We start from the raw sequence: 18,978 nt of genomic DNA, 5'->3' as shown, positions 1-18,978 counted from the left end.
GTCCGCAGGGCGGCCCTGCGCGCGTCCGACCTGGATCGCGCGGTGCCATTCCGGGGGCAACCCCAACCCTTAGAAAGCGTGAGACAACGATGAAAAAGAAACTGTCCAAATCATGGCGTCTGGGTCTGATCGTCGGCGCCGGCCTGACGGCCATGCAGGCGGCCCAAGCGGCCGACCGGGTGATTCTGGAGGACGTGGTGGTGGCCACACCGACTGCAAGCGCGCGAATGGCCGGTGGCACTTCGCCCCTGGCCGCCGCGCTGGGACTCGCCGCCGGCGAGCTGCAGGCGCAGCGCAGCCACACCTATGCCAGCGGGCGGGTGGTCACGCGGCACCAGCAGTTCTACCAGGGCGTGCCCGTCTGGGGCGAGGGCGTGGTCGAGCATCGTGATGCCGGCGCCACCAGCTCGCGCATCAGCGGCAGCCTGCTCAGCAATGTCAGCCAGAACATCAGCGCGGCCCGGCCCGGCCTGAGTCAGGCTGGCGCACTGGCCCTGGCCAAGGGTCTGGCCCGCGCCGCCCTCACCGAGAACGAACAGGCCACGCTCTATGTGCGGCTGAACGACAGCGGCGCCGCCCAGCTGTTCTACCTGGTGTCCTTTGTCAGCCAGGGGGGCTCGGAGCCCAGCCGGCCGCACTTCATGATCGATGCCAACAGCGGCGCGGTGCTGGAGCGCTGGGAGGGCCTGACCCACAAGGACGCCACCGGCCCTGGCGGCAATGCCAAGACCGGCAAGTACGAATACGGCATCAACTACCCGGCGATGCAGGTGACCGACGACTGCCAGATGAAGACAGCCAACGTGATCACCGTCAACCTCAACAACGGCACCAGCGGCTCCACGCCGTTCAAGTTCACCTGCTCGCGCAACGAGTACAAGCTCACCAACGGCGCCTATTCGCCGCTGAACGATGCCCACTACTTCGGCAACGTGATCTTCAACATGTATGGCGCCTGGCTGGGCCTGAGGCCGATCAGCCAGACGCTGCAGATGCGGGTCCACTACAGCAGCGGCTACGAGAACGCGTTCTGGGACGGCACGGCCATGCATTTCGGCGACGGCAAGAACACCTTCTACCCGCTGGTGTCGCTGGATGTCTCGGCCCACGAGGTCAGCCACGGCTTCACCGAACAGAACTCGGGCCTGGTCTATTCCGGCATGTCGGGCGGCATGAACGAGGCCTTCTCCGACATGGCCGGCGAGGCGGCCGAGTACTACAGCCGTGGCCGCAACGACTGGCTGGTCGGCGCCGAGATCTTCAAGGCCAATGGCGCCCTGCGCTACTTCGACGATCCGACCCGCGACGGCCGCTCCATAGGCCATGCGTCCAACTACAACAGCAGCCTGGACGTGCACCTGACCAGCGGCGTCTACAACAAGGCCTTCTACCTGCTGGCCAACAAGAGCGGCTGGAACACGCGCAAGGCCTTCGAGGTGATGGCCGACGCCAACCGCCTGTACTGGGCAGCCAACAGCACTTTCAACCAGGGTGCCTGCGGCGTGGAGAAGGCAGCCGCCAACCGCGGCTACACCGTGACCGACGTGACGGCCGCCTTCAACAGCGTGGGCGTGAGCTGCGGCAGCACGCCGCCCATCGTGCTGAGCAGCGGCGTGGCGGTGACCAACATCTCGCTCAGCACCAACGCCAGCCGGCTCTACAGCATCACCGTGCCCTCGGGCCGCACGACGCTGACCTTCAAGCTCTCCGGCGGCAGCGGTGACGGCGACATCTACGTCAAGCGCGGCGCCACGCCCACGACCACGTCCTACGACAAGAAGTCAGACGGCAGCAGCAACGCCGAGACCATCAGCTTCTCGGCGCCGACCGCAGGCACCTACTACCTGCTGCTGAACGCCTACTCCGGCGTCAGCGGCGCCAGCCTGGTGGCGACCTACTGAGCCCTGGCGGCTCGAGCTTTTCCTTCTCTCTCTTTGGCGGCCACGTGCCGCCTTTTTTTTGCTCACTCGGTCTCGCTGCTCAACCTGAACCTCGCCACCGTCTCCGCCAGCTGGGCGGCCTGCTGGCGCAGGCTTTCGGCGGCGGCGGCGCCCTGCTCCACCAGCGCGGCATTGCTTTGCGTCATCTGGTCCAGTGCGCCGACCATGGATTCCAGCTGGCCGATTCCCTCGTTCTGGGCCGCGCTGCTGCGCGTCACGCCCTGCAGTTTCTGACCCAGCTCCAGCACGCTGGTGACGATGTCCTTCATGGTTGCACCGGCCTGCTCGACCTGACGCGAACCGGCCGCCACGCGCTCGGACGAGTCGTTGATCAGCGACTTGATCTGCTTGGCCGCGTCGGCCGACCGCTGGGCCAGGGCCCGCACTTCGGAAGCAACGACAGCGAAGCCGCGGCCCTGCTCGCCGGCCCGCGCCGCCTCGACCGCGGCGTTCAGCGCCAGGATGTTGGTCTGGAAGGCGATGGAGTCGATCACGCCGATGATGTCGCTGATCTGGCGCGCACTGGCGTCAATGCGGCCCATGGTCTGGACCACCTCGCCCACCGCCGCTCCGCCGCGCTGTGCCACCGATTCGGCGCCATGGGCCAGCACGCCGGCTGCCTCGGCCGCCTGGGTGGCGCCGCGCACCGTCTGGCTGAGCTGGGCAGTCGCGCCCGCGGCTCGCTGCAGTTCGGCGGCGGTGCGCTCGGTGCGCTGGCTCAGGTCCAGATTGCCGTGGGCGATCTCTGCGCTGGCATGGGCGATGCTGTCGGTGGAGCTGCGGATCGCTCCGACCAGGCTGCGCAGCTGCTCTTGCATGCTGGCCAGGGCCGCCAGCAGCTCGCCGGTCTCGTCCTTGCGGCTGGCGTCGATCTCGGCACCCAGGTCGCCAGTGGCGATGCGCTGGGCCTCGGCAATCGCCTGCCGCAGCGGCCCGGTGACGCTGCGCAGGATCAACCAGGTGGCCACGGCACCCACGGCCAGGCCCAGCAGGCTGGTCAGGACCAGGGCCGTGCGGGCGGCGGCATAGCTGGCCTGGGCTTCGGCATAGCTGCCGGCCGCGACCTCGGCCTCGTGGGCCAGCAGCTTGACGAGGGCGGTGCGCCATTCGTTGATGGCCACGCGTGGGTCCATGGAGCTGAATGCCGAGCTGGCATTGCCACCCATGCTGACCATGCGTACGGCATTGCGCGCCATGGTGCGGGCCGGCGATCCCGCATCGTCCAGCTGCTTCAGAAGCGCGGTGGTGGCCTCGTCCGGCTGTTCGCCCATCAAGCCCTGCAGCGACTTGGCCGCGGTCTCGTACTGCTTCAGGGCCGATTCGAACTGCTCGGTCTGGGTCTTGGCATCGACCTCATCGGTCACCAGCAGGAAGCCGTAGAGGGCGACGGCCGTGTCGTTGGCGGCGTTCATCATGGCCTGGGTCGCATCGCTGCGCTTGCCGGCCACCTCGACGATCTGGCGCGTCTGCTCGCTCATCCTGTGCATGCCCAGCAGGCCGGCCGCCATGGTCAGCAACAGCAGCAGGAGCACCAGGCCGAAGCCGGCCGTGAGCCGGCCGGACAGTCGCAGCGAGCTCAGGGCCTGCAGCCGGGTCAAGAGCTTGGTCATCATGGGAACGCCTCCTAAGGGTTGGCCCCATGGTCGCGGCAGCGCCGTCGCGCGGCCATGTCCGCTATGGACAAGCGCCGGTCAGATTCCGACAGCCAGGGGTCAACCCTGGCGCTGCATGACTTCGGCCGCATCGCGGCCCTGGGCCAGCAAGGCCCCCATGCGGTTCATCGCCGGCGTGATGTGGCGGAAGTACTTCAGATAGCCGGCGCAGAGGTAGTTGAGGCCGGCCTCGCCATCGGCCGTGCGGATGAAGCGGTTCTTGGGACATTCGCCCTGGCAGGCGAAGCGGAACTCGCATTCGCGGCACTGGCGCGGCAGCGTGTCGGCCTTGGCATTGCCGAAGGCCTGCTGCTGCGGCGAGGCCAGCAGGGCCGCGGGATCGTCCGTGCGCAGATTGCCGAGCCGGTACTCGGGATACATGAAGTGGTCGCAGCTGTAGACGCTGCCGTCATGCTCGACGATGGCGGCGCGGCCGCAGCGCTCGCTGAAGATGCAGGTCGTGGCCGGCAGCTGGCACCAGGCGGCCAGGGCCCATTCGAAGTTCATCACATGGATCACGCCGACGTCGGCGGCGATCCAGTCGTCGAAGACCTCGACCAGGAAGTCGCCATAGGCCTCGGCCGAGACGCTGTGCGGCGTCACGGCCGCATCGGCTTCAAACGAGCCCGGCACCGAGAGCCGCGGCGGCTTGGCGAAGTGCAGTTGCACCACCGCCTCGTCGGCCGGCCGCGGCTGGCGCTCGACCACCGGATTGAACTGGATGAAGCGCACGCCCTCGGTCTTCAGGAAGCGGTAGATCTCGCGTCCATGGCCCTGGTTGGCCGAAGACACGGTGACCAGCACGTTGAACTCGACGCCCTGCTGCTGCAGCAGGCGCAGGCCCTTCATCACGGCATCAAAAGTGCCGCGGCCCTGCTTGTCGGGCCGCGCCGCATCGTGCAGCGGCTGCGGCCCATCGACGCTGAGGCCGACCAGGAATTTCTCGCGCGCCAGGAACTCGCACCAGGCGGCATCCAGCAGCACGCCATTGGTCTGCAAGGTGTTGCTGATGCGCTTGCCGCCGGCCAGCTGCTTCTGCAAGGCCACGGCGCGCTCGAAGAACTCCAGTCCCATCAGCAGCGGCTCGCCGCCCTGCCAGGTGAACTCGACCTCGGGTCCGCGCTGGCTGGCGATGTAGCGGCTGACATAGGCCTGCAGCACCTCGTCGCTCATGCGGTGGCTCTGGCGCGGCGGGTAGTAGCCCTCCTTCTCCAGGTAGAAGCAGTAGCCGCAGTCGAGGTTGCAATGGGCGCCTACGGGCTTGGCCATCAGGTGCAGGCCGGGCAGTGCTTGGGACATGGTCGGAAGATCTCTAGAAAGCGGTGCGCAGGCCGGCCTGCAGGATCTGCTGCTGGGCCACGTAGGAGCGCAGGTCACCGGTGCTGTGGCCCAGGCCCAGGTAGCTCAGGGTGCGCGGCGAGAAGCGATAGACCAGGGACACGGCCAGCTTGCCGTAGCTGGCGCGCTGGCCGCTGGCGCCAAGGTAGCGGACCTGGGTGTGGTTGAGGCCCAGGATCCAGGGCCCGGTCAGGTTCTGCTCCAGACCGACGGTGATGCCATCCAGCCCGGTGGCGGTGAAGGCCACCGGCCCGTCGACCAGCAGGTTGCTCAGCGCGCCGGCCACGCCGTTGCCGGCCGTGGTCGTCAGCTCGCGGTTGCGCTGCAGGGCCGCCATCAGCTTGAGGCCGGGCAGTGCCTCGTGCTGGCCGGCCAGGGTCCAGCTCTTGTTGGCGGCATTGCCGCTGCGCGGGCTGCTCAATTCATAGCTGAGGCCCCAGTAGCCCTTGGCCAGGTTCTGCATCAGGCGCAAGCCATGGAAGCGGTCGGCCGTGGCCTCGCCGGGTGCCAGCTGGGCGGCCAGGACCAGGCCCTGCCAGGCCGGGCTCTGCCACTGCGCCACGTTGTCGGCGCGTGGCGGGTTGACGAACAGCGGCAGGTTGCGGCCGCGGTTGACGATGGCCGTGTTCGGGTTGTGCAGCATGCCGTTGACGAAGGGATTGGCCCGCGCGATCAGCAGGTCGCTCAGCACATACTGCCGGCCCAGCCGCAGCTCGCCGGCCTCGGTGCTGCTCAGCGAGACAAAGGCCTGGCGGCCCCAGGCCCGTCCGCCCTGGCCCAGCTGGCCGGTATCGGCCAGGATGCCCTGCTCCAGCACGGCCATGGCCCGCCAGCCGCCGCCCAGGTCTTCCTCGGCCCGCACGCCGAAACGCGAGGGAATGCCGTTCAGCGTGCCGTCATTCATGACCGTCATGTTGCCGGTGCCCGAACGGCTGCCGGCGCGGTAGGACGAGACGTTCAGGTCCAGCAGGCCGAACACCGTGAACTGGCCCCAGGCCGGCTGCAGGGCCAAGCCAGTCAAGGCGGCGATGAGAGCTCGCTTCATGATCCTGCCTCTTGTGCGTTCGGCACGGCCACTGCCCCTTGCGCCGCCGAGGCCGTGGACTCGCTCAGCGCTGGCGCCACCAGCGGCAGGCGCAGGCGGAACTCCGTGCCCAGCCCGACCCGGCTGCTGACCGTGATGCTGCCGCCCAGCACGCCGACCACCAGCGTGTGGACGATGTAGAGCCCCAGGCCCGAGCCGCCCGAGCCCATGCGCGTGGTGAAGAACGGGTCGAAGATCTTGTTCAGGTGCTCGGGTGGAATGCCGCGGCCGTCGTCCAGCACGGTCAGCACCACCTTGTCCCCCTCGCGATGGGCCTCGATGCGCAGCAGGCCCTGCCGTCCTTCCTCGAAGGCATGCAGCCGCGCGTTCTCGATCAGGTTGCCCAGCACCTGGGACAGCGTGCCCGGGTAGCCGTCCATCTCGATCTCCGGATCGATCGCCAGCTCGGTGCTGTGCTTGAGCTTGCGCCAGGCCGCCGCATGGGCACCGACCAGCTCCTGGACCGTCAATCGCAGCTGGAACTTGCGCCGGCGCGCGCTCGTCTGATCGACCGCGATCTCCTTGAAGTCGCCGATCAGGCCGGCGGCCCGCCGGGTATTGCGCTCGATCACGTCGGCGCTCTCCACGCAAAGGCAGAAGAACTCGTCGGCCGTGCGGCGACGCAGCGCCCCGGTGCCGTATTCGGTGGCGATGGCAGTCGCGCGCTCCTTCAGGGCACTGGCAACCGCCAGCGCGTTGCCCAGCGGCGTGTTCAGCTCATGGGCGATGCCGGCGACCAGGCGGCCCAGCGAGGCCACCTTCTCGCCCTGCACCAGCTGGTCGGCCGCCAGCTGCAAGTCGTCCAGCGCCTTGCGCAACTCGGCGGTGCGTTGCGCCACGCGCTGTTCCAGGTCGGCGTTGAGCGCCTGGATTTCGGCCTCACGGGCGCGCCGCGCCGCCACCTCGGCGCTCAGCTCGGCCGTACGCGAGCCGACCATGCGCCGCAGCTGGAAGATGAAGGCCATGGCCACCAGCACGGCAATGCCCAGTGCGCCAATCAGGCGGTAGTCGCGCTCGTGCTTGTACTGCACCGAGGTCCAGCGTCGGCGGAAGGAGTCGCGCTCGGCGCGCGGAATCTGGGCCAGCGCCTGGTCCACCAGCGGCAGCAGCTCGGGCCAGTCGGCGCGCACGCCCAGGCCGAAGCTGTAGCTGTAGTCGGTCTCGGCCGAGACCCGGATATCGGTCGCGCCCAGCTCCACCAGCTGGTGGCTGCCGCTCAGCAGTGAGCCCACATAGGCCGAAACCTGGCCGCTGCGCATCAGCTCGATCGCTTCGCGCAGGCCGGCAACCTGCACAAGGGTGATGCCCGGCCAATCGTGCCGCAGCTGCGCCTCGACGCCGCTGTCGCCGACCACGGCCAGGCGGCGTCCCTCCAGGCCGGCCAGACCGCCGCTGTGGCCCGAGGCGACGGTGGAATAGAGCACCACCGGCGTGGACAGGTAGGGCTGGCTGACCTTCAGATAGCTCTCGCGCTCGGGCGCGACCGCGGTCGAGGCCATCAGGTCGATGTCCTTGCGCCGCATGCGCTGCAAAAGGTCGGCCACGCTGTCGGCCACCACGATCTCGAAGCGCACGCCCAGCATTTCCTCGACCCGGCTCAGCATGTCGATGGCAATGCCGTGCGGCTTGCCGTCGTCGCCAATCCATTCCAGCGGGGCGCGCGAGCGGTCGATGCCGACGCGCAGCACCGGATGCTGGTTCAACCAGGCACGCTGCGGTTCGGCCAGATTGAGTTCGCGCTGAACCCGTGCGCCTTCGGCCGCCGTCAGCCAGCGTGAGCGGATCAGCTCATGTTCCTCGGGCGTCAGCGAACCCAGGGCCTTGTCGAACAGTGCCAGCCATTCGGGCTGGTCGTTGCGCAATGCGATGCGGATCGTGGCGGCCTCGGAGTAGTAGTACAGCAGGCCCACGACCAGCTTGTTGCCGGCCTCGGCCAGCGCGCGCTGCGAAACCGGCAGGTCGTCGAAGTAGCCGTCGGCCAGCTTGGCCGCCACCTTGTCCACGCCCTCGCGCGGGTTGTCCACCTCGACCACGGTGCAGTCCGGACAGCGCGAGCGAACCACCGGAATTCGCACGGTGTTGCGCACCACGGCCACGCGCCGGCCACCGAAGTCCGACAGTGTGCGCACCCGGCTCGAGTCCTCGGGACGCACCACCATGGCAATCGGCAGCTCCAGATAGGGCCGCGTGAAGTTCAGCTTCGCGCGCCGCTCGGGCCGCTCGCGCGCCGAGATCACGCCATCGACCTCATGGGCCATGGCACGCTTGAGTGCCTGGTCCCAGTTCGAGCCCACCCAGCGCAGCTTGAGGCCCAGCTTGCGGGCGGCCAGCTCGGCATATTCGACCGACGCACCGGCGTAGGACTCGCCGGCCGCATCGACACGGCGGAAGTTCAAGGGGGCGTTGTTCTCGTCCAGCGCCAAGGTGACGACCGGATGCGCGGCGATCCAGGCGCGCTCGGCCGGCGTGAGCTCGGGCATGGGTGCTGCCCGCGCTTCGATAGCGGCCAGGCAGCCGATGAGCAGGATCCAGAGCAAGCGTGCAAAGGTCACCGAGGCTCCCACGGCGAGGCTGGCGGGCCAGTCTAAGCGCAAATCCCGGCCCCGCCGCAAAGCCAGGGCCCGCTATTACCTCGCTTCAGGGCAGGTAGCGGATATGGACGTCGTGGATGCGCCCGTTGAAGGCAAACGGCGCGCGCTCCCGGTAGTCCAGCGACACCGGCGAGCCCAGGTCGCGGCCCACGTCCAGCGTCTCGGTCACGGTGAAGCCCAGCGGCGGCGTGTAGGGCGTCTGGCTGCGGGCCAGTTCCTTGCCGTCGACGCTGAGGATCAGGATGGCCGGCGCGCCCATCTTGGCCGAGGCCATCTCGGTGCGCAGCTCCACCCTGTGGCGGCCCGGCGAGACCGCACCCTGCATCTTGATGCGCGAGACCATCAGCAGGTTGTACTCGTAGTGCAGCTGGCCCTGCTCCACCCACAGCGTGATGCCGCCCTGGTTGCCGCCCACGGCATAAAGCACGCCCGCAGCCTTGTCGCCGAACTCGGCGTCGACCACCACGCTGCTGTTGCGCGAACGCAGATTGGGCGCGGTGAACTCGGGCACGCGCGTGGTGCTCGCGTCCAGGTGCCATTCGCTGCGGTTGGGCGCGATCAGGGCGCGCGGGTCGAGGAAGGGATACAGGCCGGCGCCCAGCGGATAGACCTTGTTGGCCCGGGCCTGCTCGTCGAACAGCTTGCGCAGCTCGGCCAGCTTGTCCGGATGCTGGGCGGCCACGTCGGTGGACATGGAGAAGTCGCCGTCCACCTTGTAGAGCGACCAGACGTCCTTGGCCGGGTCCCAGCCCTGGAATTGGGCGAAACCGGCGATCCATGGCGTGCGCGGGCCCCAGACCGAGGCCATCCAGCCGTCGGCATAGAGGGCACGGCTGCCCAGATTTTCAAAGTACTGCAGGGTCTTGCGGCCCTTGGCCTTGGCGTCGCCGAAGCTGTAGACCATGGAGACGCCGTCCAGCGGCTCCTGCACCACGTTGTCCACCTTGGTCGGCGCCGGAATGCCTATGGCCTCGTAGACCGTGGCCGCGATGTCGTTGACATGGTGGAACTGGCTGCGGATGGCCTTGTCGGCCTTGATCTTGCGGGGCCAGGAGATGGCCAGCGGCGTGCGCGTGCCGCCGAAGTTGCCCGCCACCAGCTTGGTGCCCGCGAAAGGCGTGGAACCGGCCCAGGCCCAGGCCGCGTGGTAGTGGGGGTCGCTGAGCGAGCTGCCCAGGCCCTGCAGCCCGCCCAGCTCCTGCTTGATGACGGCCAGGTTCTGCTGCGTGGTCAGGGTGATGCCGTTGAGCGCATTCATCTCGGCGATCTGGCCCGACAGCATGCCCTCGGCCGAGGCGCCGTTGTCGCTGAACACGTAGATCACCAGGGTGTTGTCGCGCAGGCCCTGGGTCTCCAGCTCGTCGATCAGTTTGCCAATCTGGGTGTCGGTGTGCTCCAGGAAGCCGGCGAAGACCTCCATCTGGCGGGCATGGAACTGGCGCTCGGCCGCGGGCAAGCTGTCCCAGGCCGGCAGCGTGGCCGGGCGGGCGGTGAGCTGTGCGTCCTTGGGCACCCAGCCCAGCTCCTTCTGGCGCTTGAACACGGTCTCGCGGTAGGCATCCCAGCCGCCGTCGAAGCGGCCCTTGTACTTCTCGGCCCAGTCGCCGCCCACGTGGTGGGGCGAGTGCACTGCCCCGGGCGCCCAGTACATGAAGAAAGGCTGCTCGGGCGCGTTGGCCTTGCGCTGGCGCAGCCAGTGGATCGCGTCGGCCGCCATGTCCTCGGTCAGGTGGTAGTCCGGGTTGGCCTTGCGGTCAGGCGGTTCCACCGGCGTGGTGTTGCGGTACAGGCGCGGCTCCCATTGCGAGGTCTCGCCGCCCATGAAGCCATAGAAGTAGTCGAAGCCATGGCCGGTGGGCCAGCGGTCGAACGGGCCCATGGCCGTGGTCTGCAGCGGCGGCGTGTTGTGCCACTTGCCGAAGGCCGCGGTCTGGTAGCCCCAGTGGTGCAGCACCTCGGCCATGGTGGCCGTGCTCTTGGGGATTTCGCCGGTGTAGCCGTCCCAGTCCGTGCCCAGCTCGGCGACCACGCCGTTGCCGGCGCGGTGGTTGTTGCGGCCGGTCAGCAGCGCGGCGCGGGTGGCCGAGCTGATCGCGGTCGAGTGGAATCGGTTGTAGCGCACGCCGGTATCGGCGATGCGGCTGAGCGTGGGCGTGTGGATAGACCCGCCCACAGTGTCGGCCTGGGCATAGCCGGCATCGTCCAGGATCACGACCAGCACATTGGGTGCATCGGCCGGCAGCGGCACCTGGCTCTTGCGGCGCTGGTGCTTGGATTGCATCAGCGTCTCGCCGGCCACGCTGGCCGTGCCGGGCTTGGGGAAAGGCAGCTCGGTCTGGGCCCAGGCCTGGCCGCAGACAAGGGCCGCGGCGGCGGCCAGCAGGCTGGTCTTGGTCTTGTTCATGGCGCTCTCACTTTCGTCTTGCAGCACAACGCCAGGCCACGAACAGCCAGACGATCAGGGACAGGGCACCCAGCATCCAGCTGAGTTCGGGGATGGCCAGCTCGAAGCTGGTCGGCGTCAGCACCACGGTCAGCGACATCAGCTTGTAGGGCGCGACCGCGCGGTAGGCCGGGTCGGTGATCAGGGTCATGAAGGCCCGGCGGCTGGGATAGCGCACCACCAGGGCCCGGTTCCATTCGTCCAGCCCCGGCTCGTGGACCAGCACATTGCGGCCCTGGGCCTTGCCGCCATAGACCGGATAGCCACCGACCTTGAGCAGCATGGGGATGACCACGTCCTCGTAGTGCCGGTTGCTGGCCTGCGGGCTCAGCTGGTTCTCGGCCAGCGAGCCCTCGTAGCGGCGCAGCTCCGGATAGAAGCGCATCAGATTGAGCATGTAGACCGGCAGGCCGTCGTCGGCCTCCAGCCAGCCCCGCAGGTGCTTGCGCAGCTCCACCCGCTCCTCGGGCGGGAACGGAATCCGCTCGGACTCCGCCATGTAGCGCTCGATCTCGCTGCGGTTCAGCGCGCTGCCCGGGTTTTGCCAGCACCAGGCGGCGACCCACAGGACCAGCAGCGCCAGGCCCAGCAGGGCCTCGACTCGGTAGCGTTTCAGGAAGGACGGACTCATGGGCAGGGCATTTCGGGGTCTTGGCGCGATTGTTCGAAGCCCGGCGCCGCTTGCCATGCTCAGTACCCGCCAGTTGCCTGTCCGATTCCGACAGCCCCGCGATTTCCCGCGGCTGGCGTGACCGGACTTGCGTTTGGCAGCTTGGGAGCGGGCGCCTGGAAACCCGGCGGCGGACCATGGCTTCCTCCCCACTCGGAAGCCCAGCCATGGCGATCAAGGACTTGCAGGACAAACTGGTGCTGGTGACCGGCGCCGCCTCGGGCATAGGCCGCGCCACTGCCCTCGCCTTCGCGCGCGCCGGCGCCCACCTGATCGCCACCGACCTCAACCTGGCGGCCCTGGCCTCGCTGCAGGTCGACATCGAGCAGTTGGGCCGGCGCTGCCGCACCTTGCAGCTGGACGTGAGCGACGAGGCCGCCGTGCGCGAGCTGGCCACGCTGCTGCCCAGACTGGGCGGCGTGCCTCATGTGCTGGTCAACAACGCCGGCATCGCCCGGCTGGGTGCCTTCCTGGAAGACGACCTGGCGAACTGGCGTCGGCTGCTGGACGTCAACCTGATGGGCGTGGTCCACCTGTGCCGCCACCTGGTGCCGCTGATGAAGGCGGCCGGCGGCCAGCGCCAGGTGCTCAATGTGGCCTCGGCCGCCGGCATCTACCCGGCGCCCTCGATGCCGGCCTATGCCGCTTCCAAGGCTGCGGTCATGGCGTTCAGCGAGGCCCTGCGCCTGGAGCTGGGCGGCAGCTCGGTCGGCATCTCCACCGTCTGCCCCGGCGTGATCAACACGCCCATCTTCAAGAACCCCAGCCTGGCGGCCGCCAGCTTTCCGGCCGAGCGGATCCAGAAGCTCAGCGAGCACTACCAGCGCCAAGGTTGCTCGCCCGAGGTGGTGGCCACCGACATGGTGGCGGCCGCGCGCTCGGGCCGCCAGCTGGTGCTGACCGGACCCAGCGCCGGCCTGCTCTACTGGGTCAACAAGCTGTCGCCCAGCCTGCTGCGCTCGCTGATGCTGCGGCTGGCGCCGCGCATGGGCTATCTCTGAGCCGGACCCAGCTCAGGCCGGCACGCGGGCCTGGCGCAAGGTCTCGGAAGGCCGCTCGCCAAAGAGCTGGCCGTATTCCTGGGCAAAGCGGCTCAGGTGGAAGAAGCCCCAGCGGGTCGCCACTTCGGTGACCGATTCGCCGCCGGCCCCGGCCAGCAGTTCCTGGCGCACCGAGGCCAGGCGTCGCATGGCCAGGTAGCGCCGCGGGCCGACGCCGAAGACGTCGTTGAAGGAACGCTCCAGCCGCGAGAGGCTGGTGCAGGCGGCCCGGCACAGATCGTCGATGCGGACCATGGGCTCGGGATGCTCGGCCAGCCAGGCCTCGGCGCGGCGCACCACGCGCAGCCGTTCGCCGGCACTGCAGCCGCGCTCCTGCTCGAAGGCCTCGGTCCGGGCCACCAGTTCGCAAAGCAGGGTCGCCAGCGCCTGCTCGGCGGCCTGGGCCAGTTGCTCGGGGCCGTTGGTCGAAGCATCGGCCTCGGGTGACAGCACCGAGGACAGGCCGGCCATCAGGCGCGGCAGGGCCGTGGCCTCGCCCAGGCGCCAGCGGCCGCGCTCTCGCAGCCTTTGCAGCGGCACGCCGGCCGCCTCCAGCCGCTCCGGCGAAACCTGCAGCGCCAGCCACTGGGCGCCGGGAGGCAGGCGGATCATCAGCTCGCTGTGCTCGGGCTGGACCAGCAGGTCGCCGTTGGCGGCGCTGCCACCATAGACCCGCCAGTCCCCGCAGCCGTCCAGCAGCACGCCGAGCGTGATGCGGTCGCGGGTCAGTTGGCCGCGGGCCATCAGGGCGAGGTTGTAGCTGCCCCAGTCCAGCGCCAGGCCTTCGCTGACCGTGTGGGCCACGCGGCCCTGGAACTGGCCGCTCTCCAGCTGCACATGCTCCAGCTCGCTGTCCTGGATCGCCACCCGCATCGCGCCCGGGTCGAAGCTGAGCAGCCGCGTGCTGGACAGCGCGGGGGCTTCGAGGGGTGTGGACGGGGCGGGCATGGGGGCTTGAGCCGGTGTTTCGGCGCGATTCTGAGGCCCGCCCCACGCGCCCACAAGGGCGCGCGGCCACTCGGAAGCCGGCTGTGAGCAGCAGTCCACACCCGCGCGGCCGGCCGGGCCGATAGACGGAAATCGGATAGTCGCCAAGGCGGCCCGCCGCCACCATGCCGGCGCCGGATGGAGGCTCGCGCCCCGTCCGGAACAAGACCTAGACCGGAGACAAATCGATGCGCTGTACCCTGCTGCTGGCCACTGCCCTGGCCGCTGCCCTGCCCTGCCTGGCGCAAACCGCCAGCCCTGCGGCCGCCCCCACCCCCAACCCCGCCACGGCCGCCACCCGCGCCGCCAACGAAGGCCAGCGCGCCAGCCTGCCGCTGGCCGACAAGCGCTCCTTCGACGATGCCCAGCGCGGCCTGATCGAGTCGCTGGGCGACAAGGTCATCATGCGTGCCGACGGCGCCCGCCCGACCTGGACGCTCAGGGGCTTCGAATTCCTGGCCAAGGAAGACGCCCCGGACACGGTCCATCCCGGCCTCTGGCGCCATGCCCGGGTCAACATGGCCAGCGGCCTGTTCAAGGTCAGCGAGCGCATCTACCAGCTGCGCGGCCTGGACCTGGCCAACATGACCGTGATCGAGGGCAAGACCGGCCTGATCGTGATCGACCCGCTGCTCAGCGTCGAGACGGCCAAGGCCGGCATGGAGCTGTACTTCAAGCACCGCCCGCGCAAGCCGGTCGTGGCCCTGATCTACAGCCACAGCCATGTGGACCATTTCGGCGGCGCCCGCGGCGTGGTCGACGAGGCGGACCTGGCCGCCGGCAAGGTGCAGGTCTGGGCGCCGGCCGGCTTCATGGAGGAAGCGGTCAGCGAGAACGTGATGGCCGGCAATGCCATGTCGCGCCGGGCGCTCTACCAGTTCGGCCCGCTGCTGCCGCGCAGCGCGACCGGCCAGGTCGATGCCGGCCTGGGCAAGAGCGTCGCCTTCGGCTCGATCACCCTGATCCCGCCGACCCGGCTGATCGAGAAGCCCAGCGAGACCCACAGCATCGACGGCTTCGACATCGTCTTCGAGCTGACGCCGGGCAGCGAGGCGCCGTCCGAAATGATCATGTACTACCCGCAGGAGCGGGTGCTGAACATGACCGAGGTCGGCACGCAGAACTTCCACAACCTGCTGCCCATGCGCGGCGCCCTGGTGCGCGATCCGCTGTCCTGGTCCAAGTACCTGGGCGGGGCTCTGGACCGCTTCGGCGCCAGGAGCGACACCCTGATCGCCCAGCACCACTGGCCGGTCTGGGGCGGCGAGCGGGTCCAGGGCTTTTTGTCCAACCAGCGCGATGCCTACAAGTACGTGCATGACCAGACGCTGCGCCTGATGAACCACGGCTACGTGGGCGCCGAGATCGCCGACATGATCGAGCTGCCCGCCAGCCTGAACCTGGACTGGTCGGTGCATTCCTTCTACGGCAGCCTCAAGCACAACATCAAGGCCATCTACCAGCGCTACCTGGGCTACTACGACGGCAACCCGGCCAACCTCGATTCGCTGCCGCCGATGCAGGCGGCGCGCAAGGCCGTGGAGTACATGGGCGGCGCCGAGGCCGCCCTGAAGAAGGCCCGCGAGGACTATGCCCGTGGCGAATACCGCTGGGTCGCCCAGCTGGCTTCGCAGCTGGTGTTCGCCGATCCGGCCAACCAGGCGGCTCGCCAGCTGGCGGCCGATGCCTACGAGCAGCTGGGCTACCAGGCCGAATCGGCCACGGCCCGCAACGCCTACCTGCAGGGTGCCAGCGAGCTGCGCCTGGGCGTTCCCAAGGTGCCGGCGGTCAACACGGCCGCGCCCGACGTGGTGCGCGCCATGCCGCTGGAGCTGTTCTTCGACTACCTGGGCGTGCGCCTGAATGCCGACAAGGCGGCCGGCAAGGCCATGACGCTGAACTGGCGCTTCACCGACACCAAGCAGGACTTCGTGGTCCGGCTGCGCAACAGCACGCTGACGGCCTCGGCCGGCCAGCAGGCCGCCAATGCCGACGCCACGCTGGTGCTGAGCCGCGCGACGCTGGACGAGATCACGCTGCAGAAGCTGACCTTCCCGGCGGCGCTGCAGGCCGGCCGCATCCAGGTGCAGGGCAAGGTCGCCCTGCTGGCCGAGTTGTTGGCCATGTTCGACAACTTCCCGGCCATGTTCCCCATCGTCGAGCCGCGCCCCGCGCGCTGATTCCCTCCAGGAGTTCCCCATGCAAGACACATACGACTACATCGTCGTAGGGGCCGGCTCGGCCGGCGCCGTCATCGCCAGCCGGCTCAGCGAAGACCCGAACGTCAGCGTCTGCCTGCTGGAAGCCGGCGGCAGCGATGCCAGCGTGCTGGTGCAGATGCCCTCGGCCGTGGTCGCCATGCTGCCGACCAAGATCAACAACTGGGGCTTCAAGACCGTGCCCCAGCCGGGTCTGAACGGCCGCCGCGGCTACCAGCCGCGCGGCAAGACCCTGGGCGGCTCCAGCTCGATCAACGCCATGCTCTATGTGCGCGGCCACCGCTGGGACTACGACCACTGGGCCGCGCTGGGCAATGCCGGCTGGTCCTACGACGAGGTGCTGCCGCTGTTCAAGAAGGCCGAGCACAACGAGACCCATGACGACGCCTTCCACGGCCAGCACGGCCCGCTCAACGTGGCCGAGGTGCGCGAGCCCAGCCAGCTGAACGACCGCTTCCTGCAGGCCGCCCAGGCCTGCGGCCTGCCGCTCACGCCCGACTACAACGGTGCCGAGCAGCATGGCGCCTTCCGCTACCAGGTGACGCAGAAGAACGGCGAGCGCTGCAGCGCGGCCAAGGGCTATCTGACGCCAAACCTCAGCCGCGCCAACCTCACCGTGGTCACCGGCGCGCTGAGCGAGAAAGTACTGATCGAGGGCCGCCGCGCCATAGGCGTGCAGGCCCGCATCGGCGGCGTCTCGCGCAAGCTGAAGGCGCGCCGCGAGGTGGTGCTCAGCGCCGGCGCCTTCGGCTCGCCGCAGCTGCTGATGCTTTCAGGCATAGGCCCGGCCGAGGCGCTACAGGCCAAGGGCGTCTCGCCCCTGATCAACCTGCCCGGCGTGGGCCAGAACCTGCAGGACCACATCGACTACGTCTTTACCTACCGCACCCGGGCCGACGCCCAGAGCTTCGGTGTCTCGCTGGGCGGCGGCCTGCGCGTGCTGCGCGGCATAGGCCAGTGGAAGCGCGAGCGCCGCGGTCCCATGACCTCGCCGTTTGCCGAGTCCGGCGCCTTCTTCCGCAGCAGCCCCGAGATCGAGGTGCCCGACCTGCAGCTGGTCTTCGTCCAGGCCATCGTCGACGACCATGCACGCAAGCCCCACCTGGGCCATGGCTTCAGCTGCCATGTCACGCTCTTGCGCCCCAAGAGCCGCGGCGTGATGGGCCTGGCCTCGGCGGATCCGGCCGACGCACCGCTGATAGACCCGCGCTTCTTCTCGCATCCGGACGACTTGCCGGTGCTGATGGAAGGCGCGCGCCGCCAGCGCCAGATCCTCGATGCCGCCGCCTTCGACGAAGTGCGCGGCAAGCCGCTCTATGCGCTGGACCAGGCCGACGCCAAGGCCGTGGAGCAGGACATCCGCAACCGCGCCGACACCCAGTACCACCCGGTCGGCACCTGCAAGATGGGCAGCGACGGCCTGGCCGTGGTCGACGAGCGGCTGCGGGTCCGCGGCGTGGAAGGCCTGCGCGTGGCCGACGCTTCCATCATGCCGACCCTGGTCGGCGGCAACACCAATGCGCCGACCATCATGATCGGCGAGAAGGCGGCCCTGATGCTGCGCGAGGACGCACGATGAACAGCCACGACACGCCCTACCAGGACCTGGCCGAGATCGAACGCCTGCAACTGCTGCTGGCACGCCAGCAGGCGGCCTGCGCGGCCCTGCCCTTTCCCGACCTGGCCTGGCGCGCCCAGCGCCTGCGCGCCCTGATAGCCGCCTTGCGCCGCCATCAGGACGCGCTGGTGGCCGCGGTCGATGCCGACTTCGGCGGCCGCTCGCACAGCGAGACCAAGCTGATCGAGGTCATGGGTCCCATCCTCGAGGCCCGCCATGCGCTGGCCAAGCTGCGCCGCTGGATGCGCCCCAAGCGCCGCCACACCGAGTTCCTGTTCCTGGGCAACAACGCCCGGGTCGAGTACCAGCCCAAGGGCGTGGTCGGCATCATCGGCACCTGGAACTTCCCGGTCTACCTGACCCTGGGTCCGCTGGTCGCCGCCCTGGCGGCCGGCAACCGGGCCCTGATCAAGGGCTCGGAATATGCACCGCAGACCCTGCTGGCGCTGCGCAAGCTGCTGGCCGAGGTCTTCACCGAGGACGAGGTGGCGGTGGTCGGTGGCGGCCCCGAGACGGCCCGCGCCTTTACCGCCCTGCCGCTGAACCACCTGGTCTTCACCGGCTCGCCGGCCGTGGGCCGCCAGGTGATGCGGGCCGCGGCCGAGCACCTGGTGCCGGTGACCCTGGAACTGGGCGGCAAGTCGCCCGCCCTGGTCGCGCCGGGCGCCGACCTGGCGGACGCAGCGCTGCGCATAGTCCACGGCAAGGTCTTCAATGCCGGCCAGATCTGCGTCGCGCCCGACTATGCGCTGGTGCCCCGCGGCCAGGCCCTGGCCTTTGCCAGCGCCGCCAAGGCCGCGTTCGCGCGGCTGGCGCCTCAGGTGGGCGGCAACGGTGAGTACACGGCCATCATCACCGAGCGCCATGCGGCGCGGCTGAACCATCTGGTCAGCGACGCCCTGGCCCAGGGCGCCCGCGTGCTGAGCTGCGGCGTGGAGGCCGGCCCCGACAAGCGCATGGCCCTGCAACTGCTGCTGGACACCAAGCCCGAGATGGCCGTGATGCGCGAGGAGATCTTCGGGCCGTTGCTGCCCATCGTCGAATACGACAGCCTGGACGAAGCCCTGGCCCTGATACGCGAAGGCGAACGGCCCTTGTCTCTCTATGCCTTCGGCTTCGACGGCGCCGGCCGCCGGCGCCTGCTGCGCGAAAGCCATGCCGGCGGCGTCACCTTCGACGACTGGGGCTGGCATGTGTTCCAGCATGACCTGCCCTTCGGCGGCGTCGGCAATTCCGGCATGGGCAGCTACCACGGCGAGGAAGGCTTCCGCGAGCTCTCGCATGCCAAGGCCGTTTTCACCAAGCGCCGCTGGTTCCCAATCGGCCTGTTCTATCCGCCCTACGGCAACATCGTCCAGCGCCTGGCCATGAAGCTCTACCTCTGAGGACACCAAGA

12 protein-coding genes are annotated in these 18,978 nt (G+C 69.1%); 5 read left to right on the top strand and 7 right to left on the bottom strand.

Annotated elements, in window-relative coordinates; all coding sequences use genetic code 11:
- Positions 1-89 precede the first annotated feature (89 nt).
- Positions 90-1,901, top strand: a complete 1,812-nt coding sequence (locus QT382_RS03155) for a M4 family metallopeptidase (protein WP_289252591.1) — start codon at positions 90-92, stop codon at positions 1,899-1,901.
- Between the two features lie 62 nt (positions 1,902-1,963).
- Here the strand turns inward: QT382_RS03155 and QT382_RS03150 are convergent, their stop codons facing one another.
- From QT382_RS03150 to QT382_RS03125, 6 genes are all read right to left on the bottom strand, one after another.
- Entirely contained in the window at positions 1,964-3,553 is a 1,590-nt protein-coding gene (locus tag QT382_RS03150) for a methyl-accepting chemotaxis protein (protein WP_289252590.1), read from the bottom strand.
- Between the two features lie 99 nt (positions 3,554-3,652).
- A complete protein-coding gene (locus tag QT382_RS03145) occupies positions 3,653-4,891 on the bottom strand; it encodes an anaerobic sulfatase maturase (RefSeq protein WP_289252589.1) in 1,239 nt (412 codons plus the stop codon).
- A 13-nt stretch (positions 4,892-4,904) separates the two neighbouring features.
- On the bottom strand, positions 4,905-5,975 hold the full coding sequence (locus QT382_RS03140) for a porin (RefSeq protein ID WP_289252588.1): 1,071 nt from the start codon (positions 5,973-5,975) through the stop codon (positions 4,905-4,907).
- Positions 5,972-8,566, bottom strand: a complete 2,595-nt coding sequence (locus QT382_RS03135; RefSeq protein WP_289252587.1) for a transporter substrate-binding domain-containing protein — start codon at positions 8,564-8,566, stop codon at positions 5,972-5,974. The genes QT382_RS03140 and QT382_RS03135 overlap by 4 nt, the downstream gene beginning before the upstream one ends.
- 85 nt (positions 8,567-8,651) lie before the next feature.
- Positions 8,652-11,009, bottom strand: coding sequence for an arylsulfatase (locus QT382_RS03130; RefSeq protein ID WP_289252586.1), 2,358 nt, complete (start codon positions 11,007-11,009; stop codon positions 8,652-8,654).
- A 7-nt stretch (positions 11,010-11,016) separates the two neighbouring features.
- On the bottom strand, positions 11,017-11,679 hold the full coding sequence (locus QT382_RS03125; RefSeq protein ID WP_289252585.1) for a DUF1330 domain-containing protein: 663 nt from the start codon (positions 11,677-11,679) through the stop codon (positions 11,017-11,019).
- 206 nt (positions 11,680-11,885) lie between these two features.
- On the opposite strand from QT382_RS03125, the gene QT382_RS03120 reads away from it, so the two are divergent.
- The gene (locus QT382_RS03120; protein ID WP_289252584.1) at positions 11,886-12,719 is read left to right on the top strand and encodes an SDR family NAD(P)-dependent oxidoreductase; all 834 of its coding nucleotides are present in this window, start codon (positions 11,886-11,888) and stop codon (positions 12,717-12,719) included.
- Between the two features lie 12 nt (positions 12,720-12,731).
- Here the strand turns inward: QT382_RS03120 and QT382_RS03115 are convergent, their stop codons facing one another.
- Positions 12,732-13,706, bottom strand: a complete 975-nt coding sequence (locus tag QT382_RS03115; protein WP_289252583.1) for a helix-turn-helix domain-containing protein — start codon at positions 13,704-13,706, stop codon at positions 12,732-12,734.
- Between the two features lie 227 nt (positions 13,707-13,933).
- On the opposite strand from QT382_RS03115, the gene QT382_RS03110 reads away from it, so the two are divergent.
- Genes QT382_RS03110 through QT382_RS03100 form a run of 3 tightly spaced genes read left to right on the top strand, consistent with a single transcriptional unit; the run spans position 13,934 to position 18,967 of the window.
- A complete protein-coding gene (locus QT382_RS03110) occupies positions 13,934-15,925 on the top strand; it encodes an alkyl/aryl-sulfatase (protein WP_289252582.1) in 1,992 nt (663 codons plus the stop codon).
- A 19-nt stretch (positions 15,926-15,944) separates the two neighbouring features.
- Entirely contained in the window at positions 15,945-17,543 is a 1,599-nt protein-coding gene (locus QT382_RS03105; RefSeq protein WP_289252581.1) for a GMC family oxidoreductase, read from the top strand.
- Entirely contained in the window at positions 17,540-18,967 is a 1,428-nt protein-coding gene (locus QT382_RS03100) for a coniferyl aldehyde dehydrogenase (RefSeq protein ID WP_289252580.1), read from the top strand. The genes QT382_RS03105 and QT382_RS03100 overlap by 4 nt, the downstream gene beginning before the upstream one ends.
- Positions 18,968-18,978: the final 11 nt, after the last annotated feature.

Source organism: Pelomonas sp. SE-A7 (genome assembly GCF_030345705.1).
Classification (GTDB): domain Bacteria; phylum Pseudomonadota; class Gammaproteobacteria; order Burkholderiales; family Burkholderiaceae_C; genus JAUASW01.
This window is presented reverse-complemented; position numbering and strand designations above follow the sequence as displayed.

Bases quoted from the DNA above. Each gene is read 5' to 3' on its own strand.
- QT382_RS03155 (WP_289252591.1), top strand. From the start codon at position 90: ATGAAAAAGAAACTGTCCAAATCATGGCGTCTGGGTCTGATCGTCGGC.
- QT382_RS03150 (WP_289252590.1), bottom strand. From the start codon at position 3,553: ATGATGACCAAGCTCTTGACCCGGCTGCAGGCCCTGAGCTCGCTGCGA.
- QT382_RS03145 (WP_289252589.1), bottom strand. From the start codon at position 4,891: ATGTCCCAAGCACTGCCCGGCCTGCACCTGATGGCCAAGCCCGTAGGC.
- QT382_RS03140 (WP_289252588.1), bottom strand. From the start codon at position 5,975: ATGAAGCGAGCTCTCATCGCCGCCTTGACTGGCTTGGCCCTGCAGCCG.
- QT382_RS03130 (WP_289252586.1), bottom strand. From the start codon at position 11,009: ATGAACAAGACCAAGACCAGCCTGCTGGCCGCCGCCGCGGCCCTTGTC.
- QT382_RS03125 (WP_289252585.1), bottom strand. From the start codon at position 11,679: ATGAGTCCGTCCTTCCTGAAACGCTACCGAGTCGAGGCCCTGCTGGGC.
- QT382_RS03120 (WP_289252584.1), top strand. From the start codon at position 11,886: ATGGCGATCAAGGACTTGCAGGACAAACTGGTGCTGGTGACCGGCGCC.
- QT382_RS03115 (WP_289252583.1), bottom strand. From the start codon at position 13,706: ATGCCCGCCCCGTCCACACCCCTCGAAGCCCCCGCGCTGTCCAGCACG.
- QT382_RS03110 (WP_289252582.1), top strand. From the start codon at position 13,934: ATGCGCTGTACCCTGCTGCTGGCCACTGCCCTGGCCGCTGCCCTGCCC.
- QT382_RS03105 (WP_289252581.1), top strand. From the start codon at position 15,945: ATGCAAGACACATACGACTACATCGTCGTAGGGGCCGGCTCGGCCGGC.
- QT382_RS03100 (WP_289252580.1), top strand. From the start codon at position 17,540: ATGAACAGCCACGACACGCCCTACCAGGACCTGGCCGAGATCGAACGC.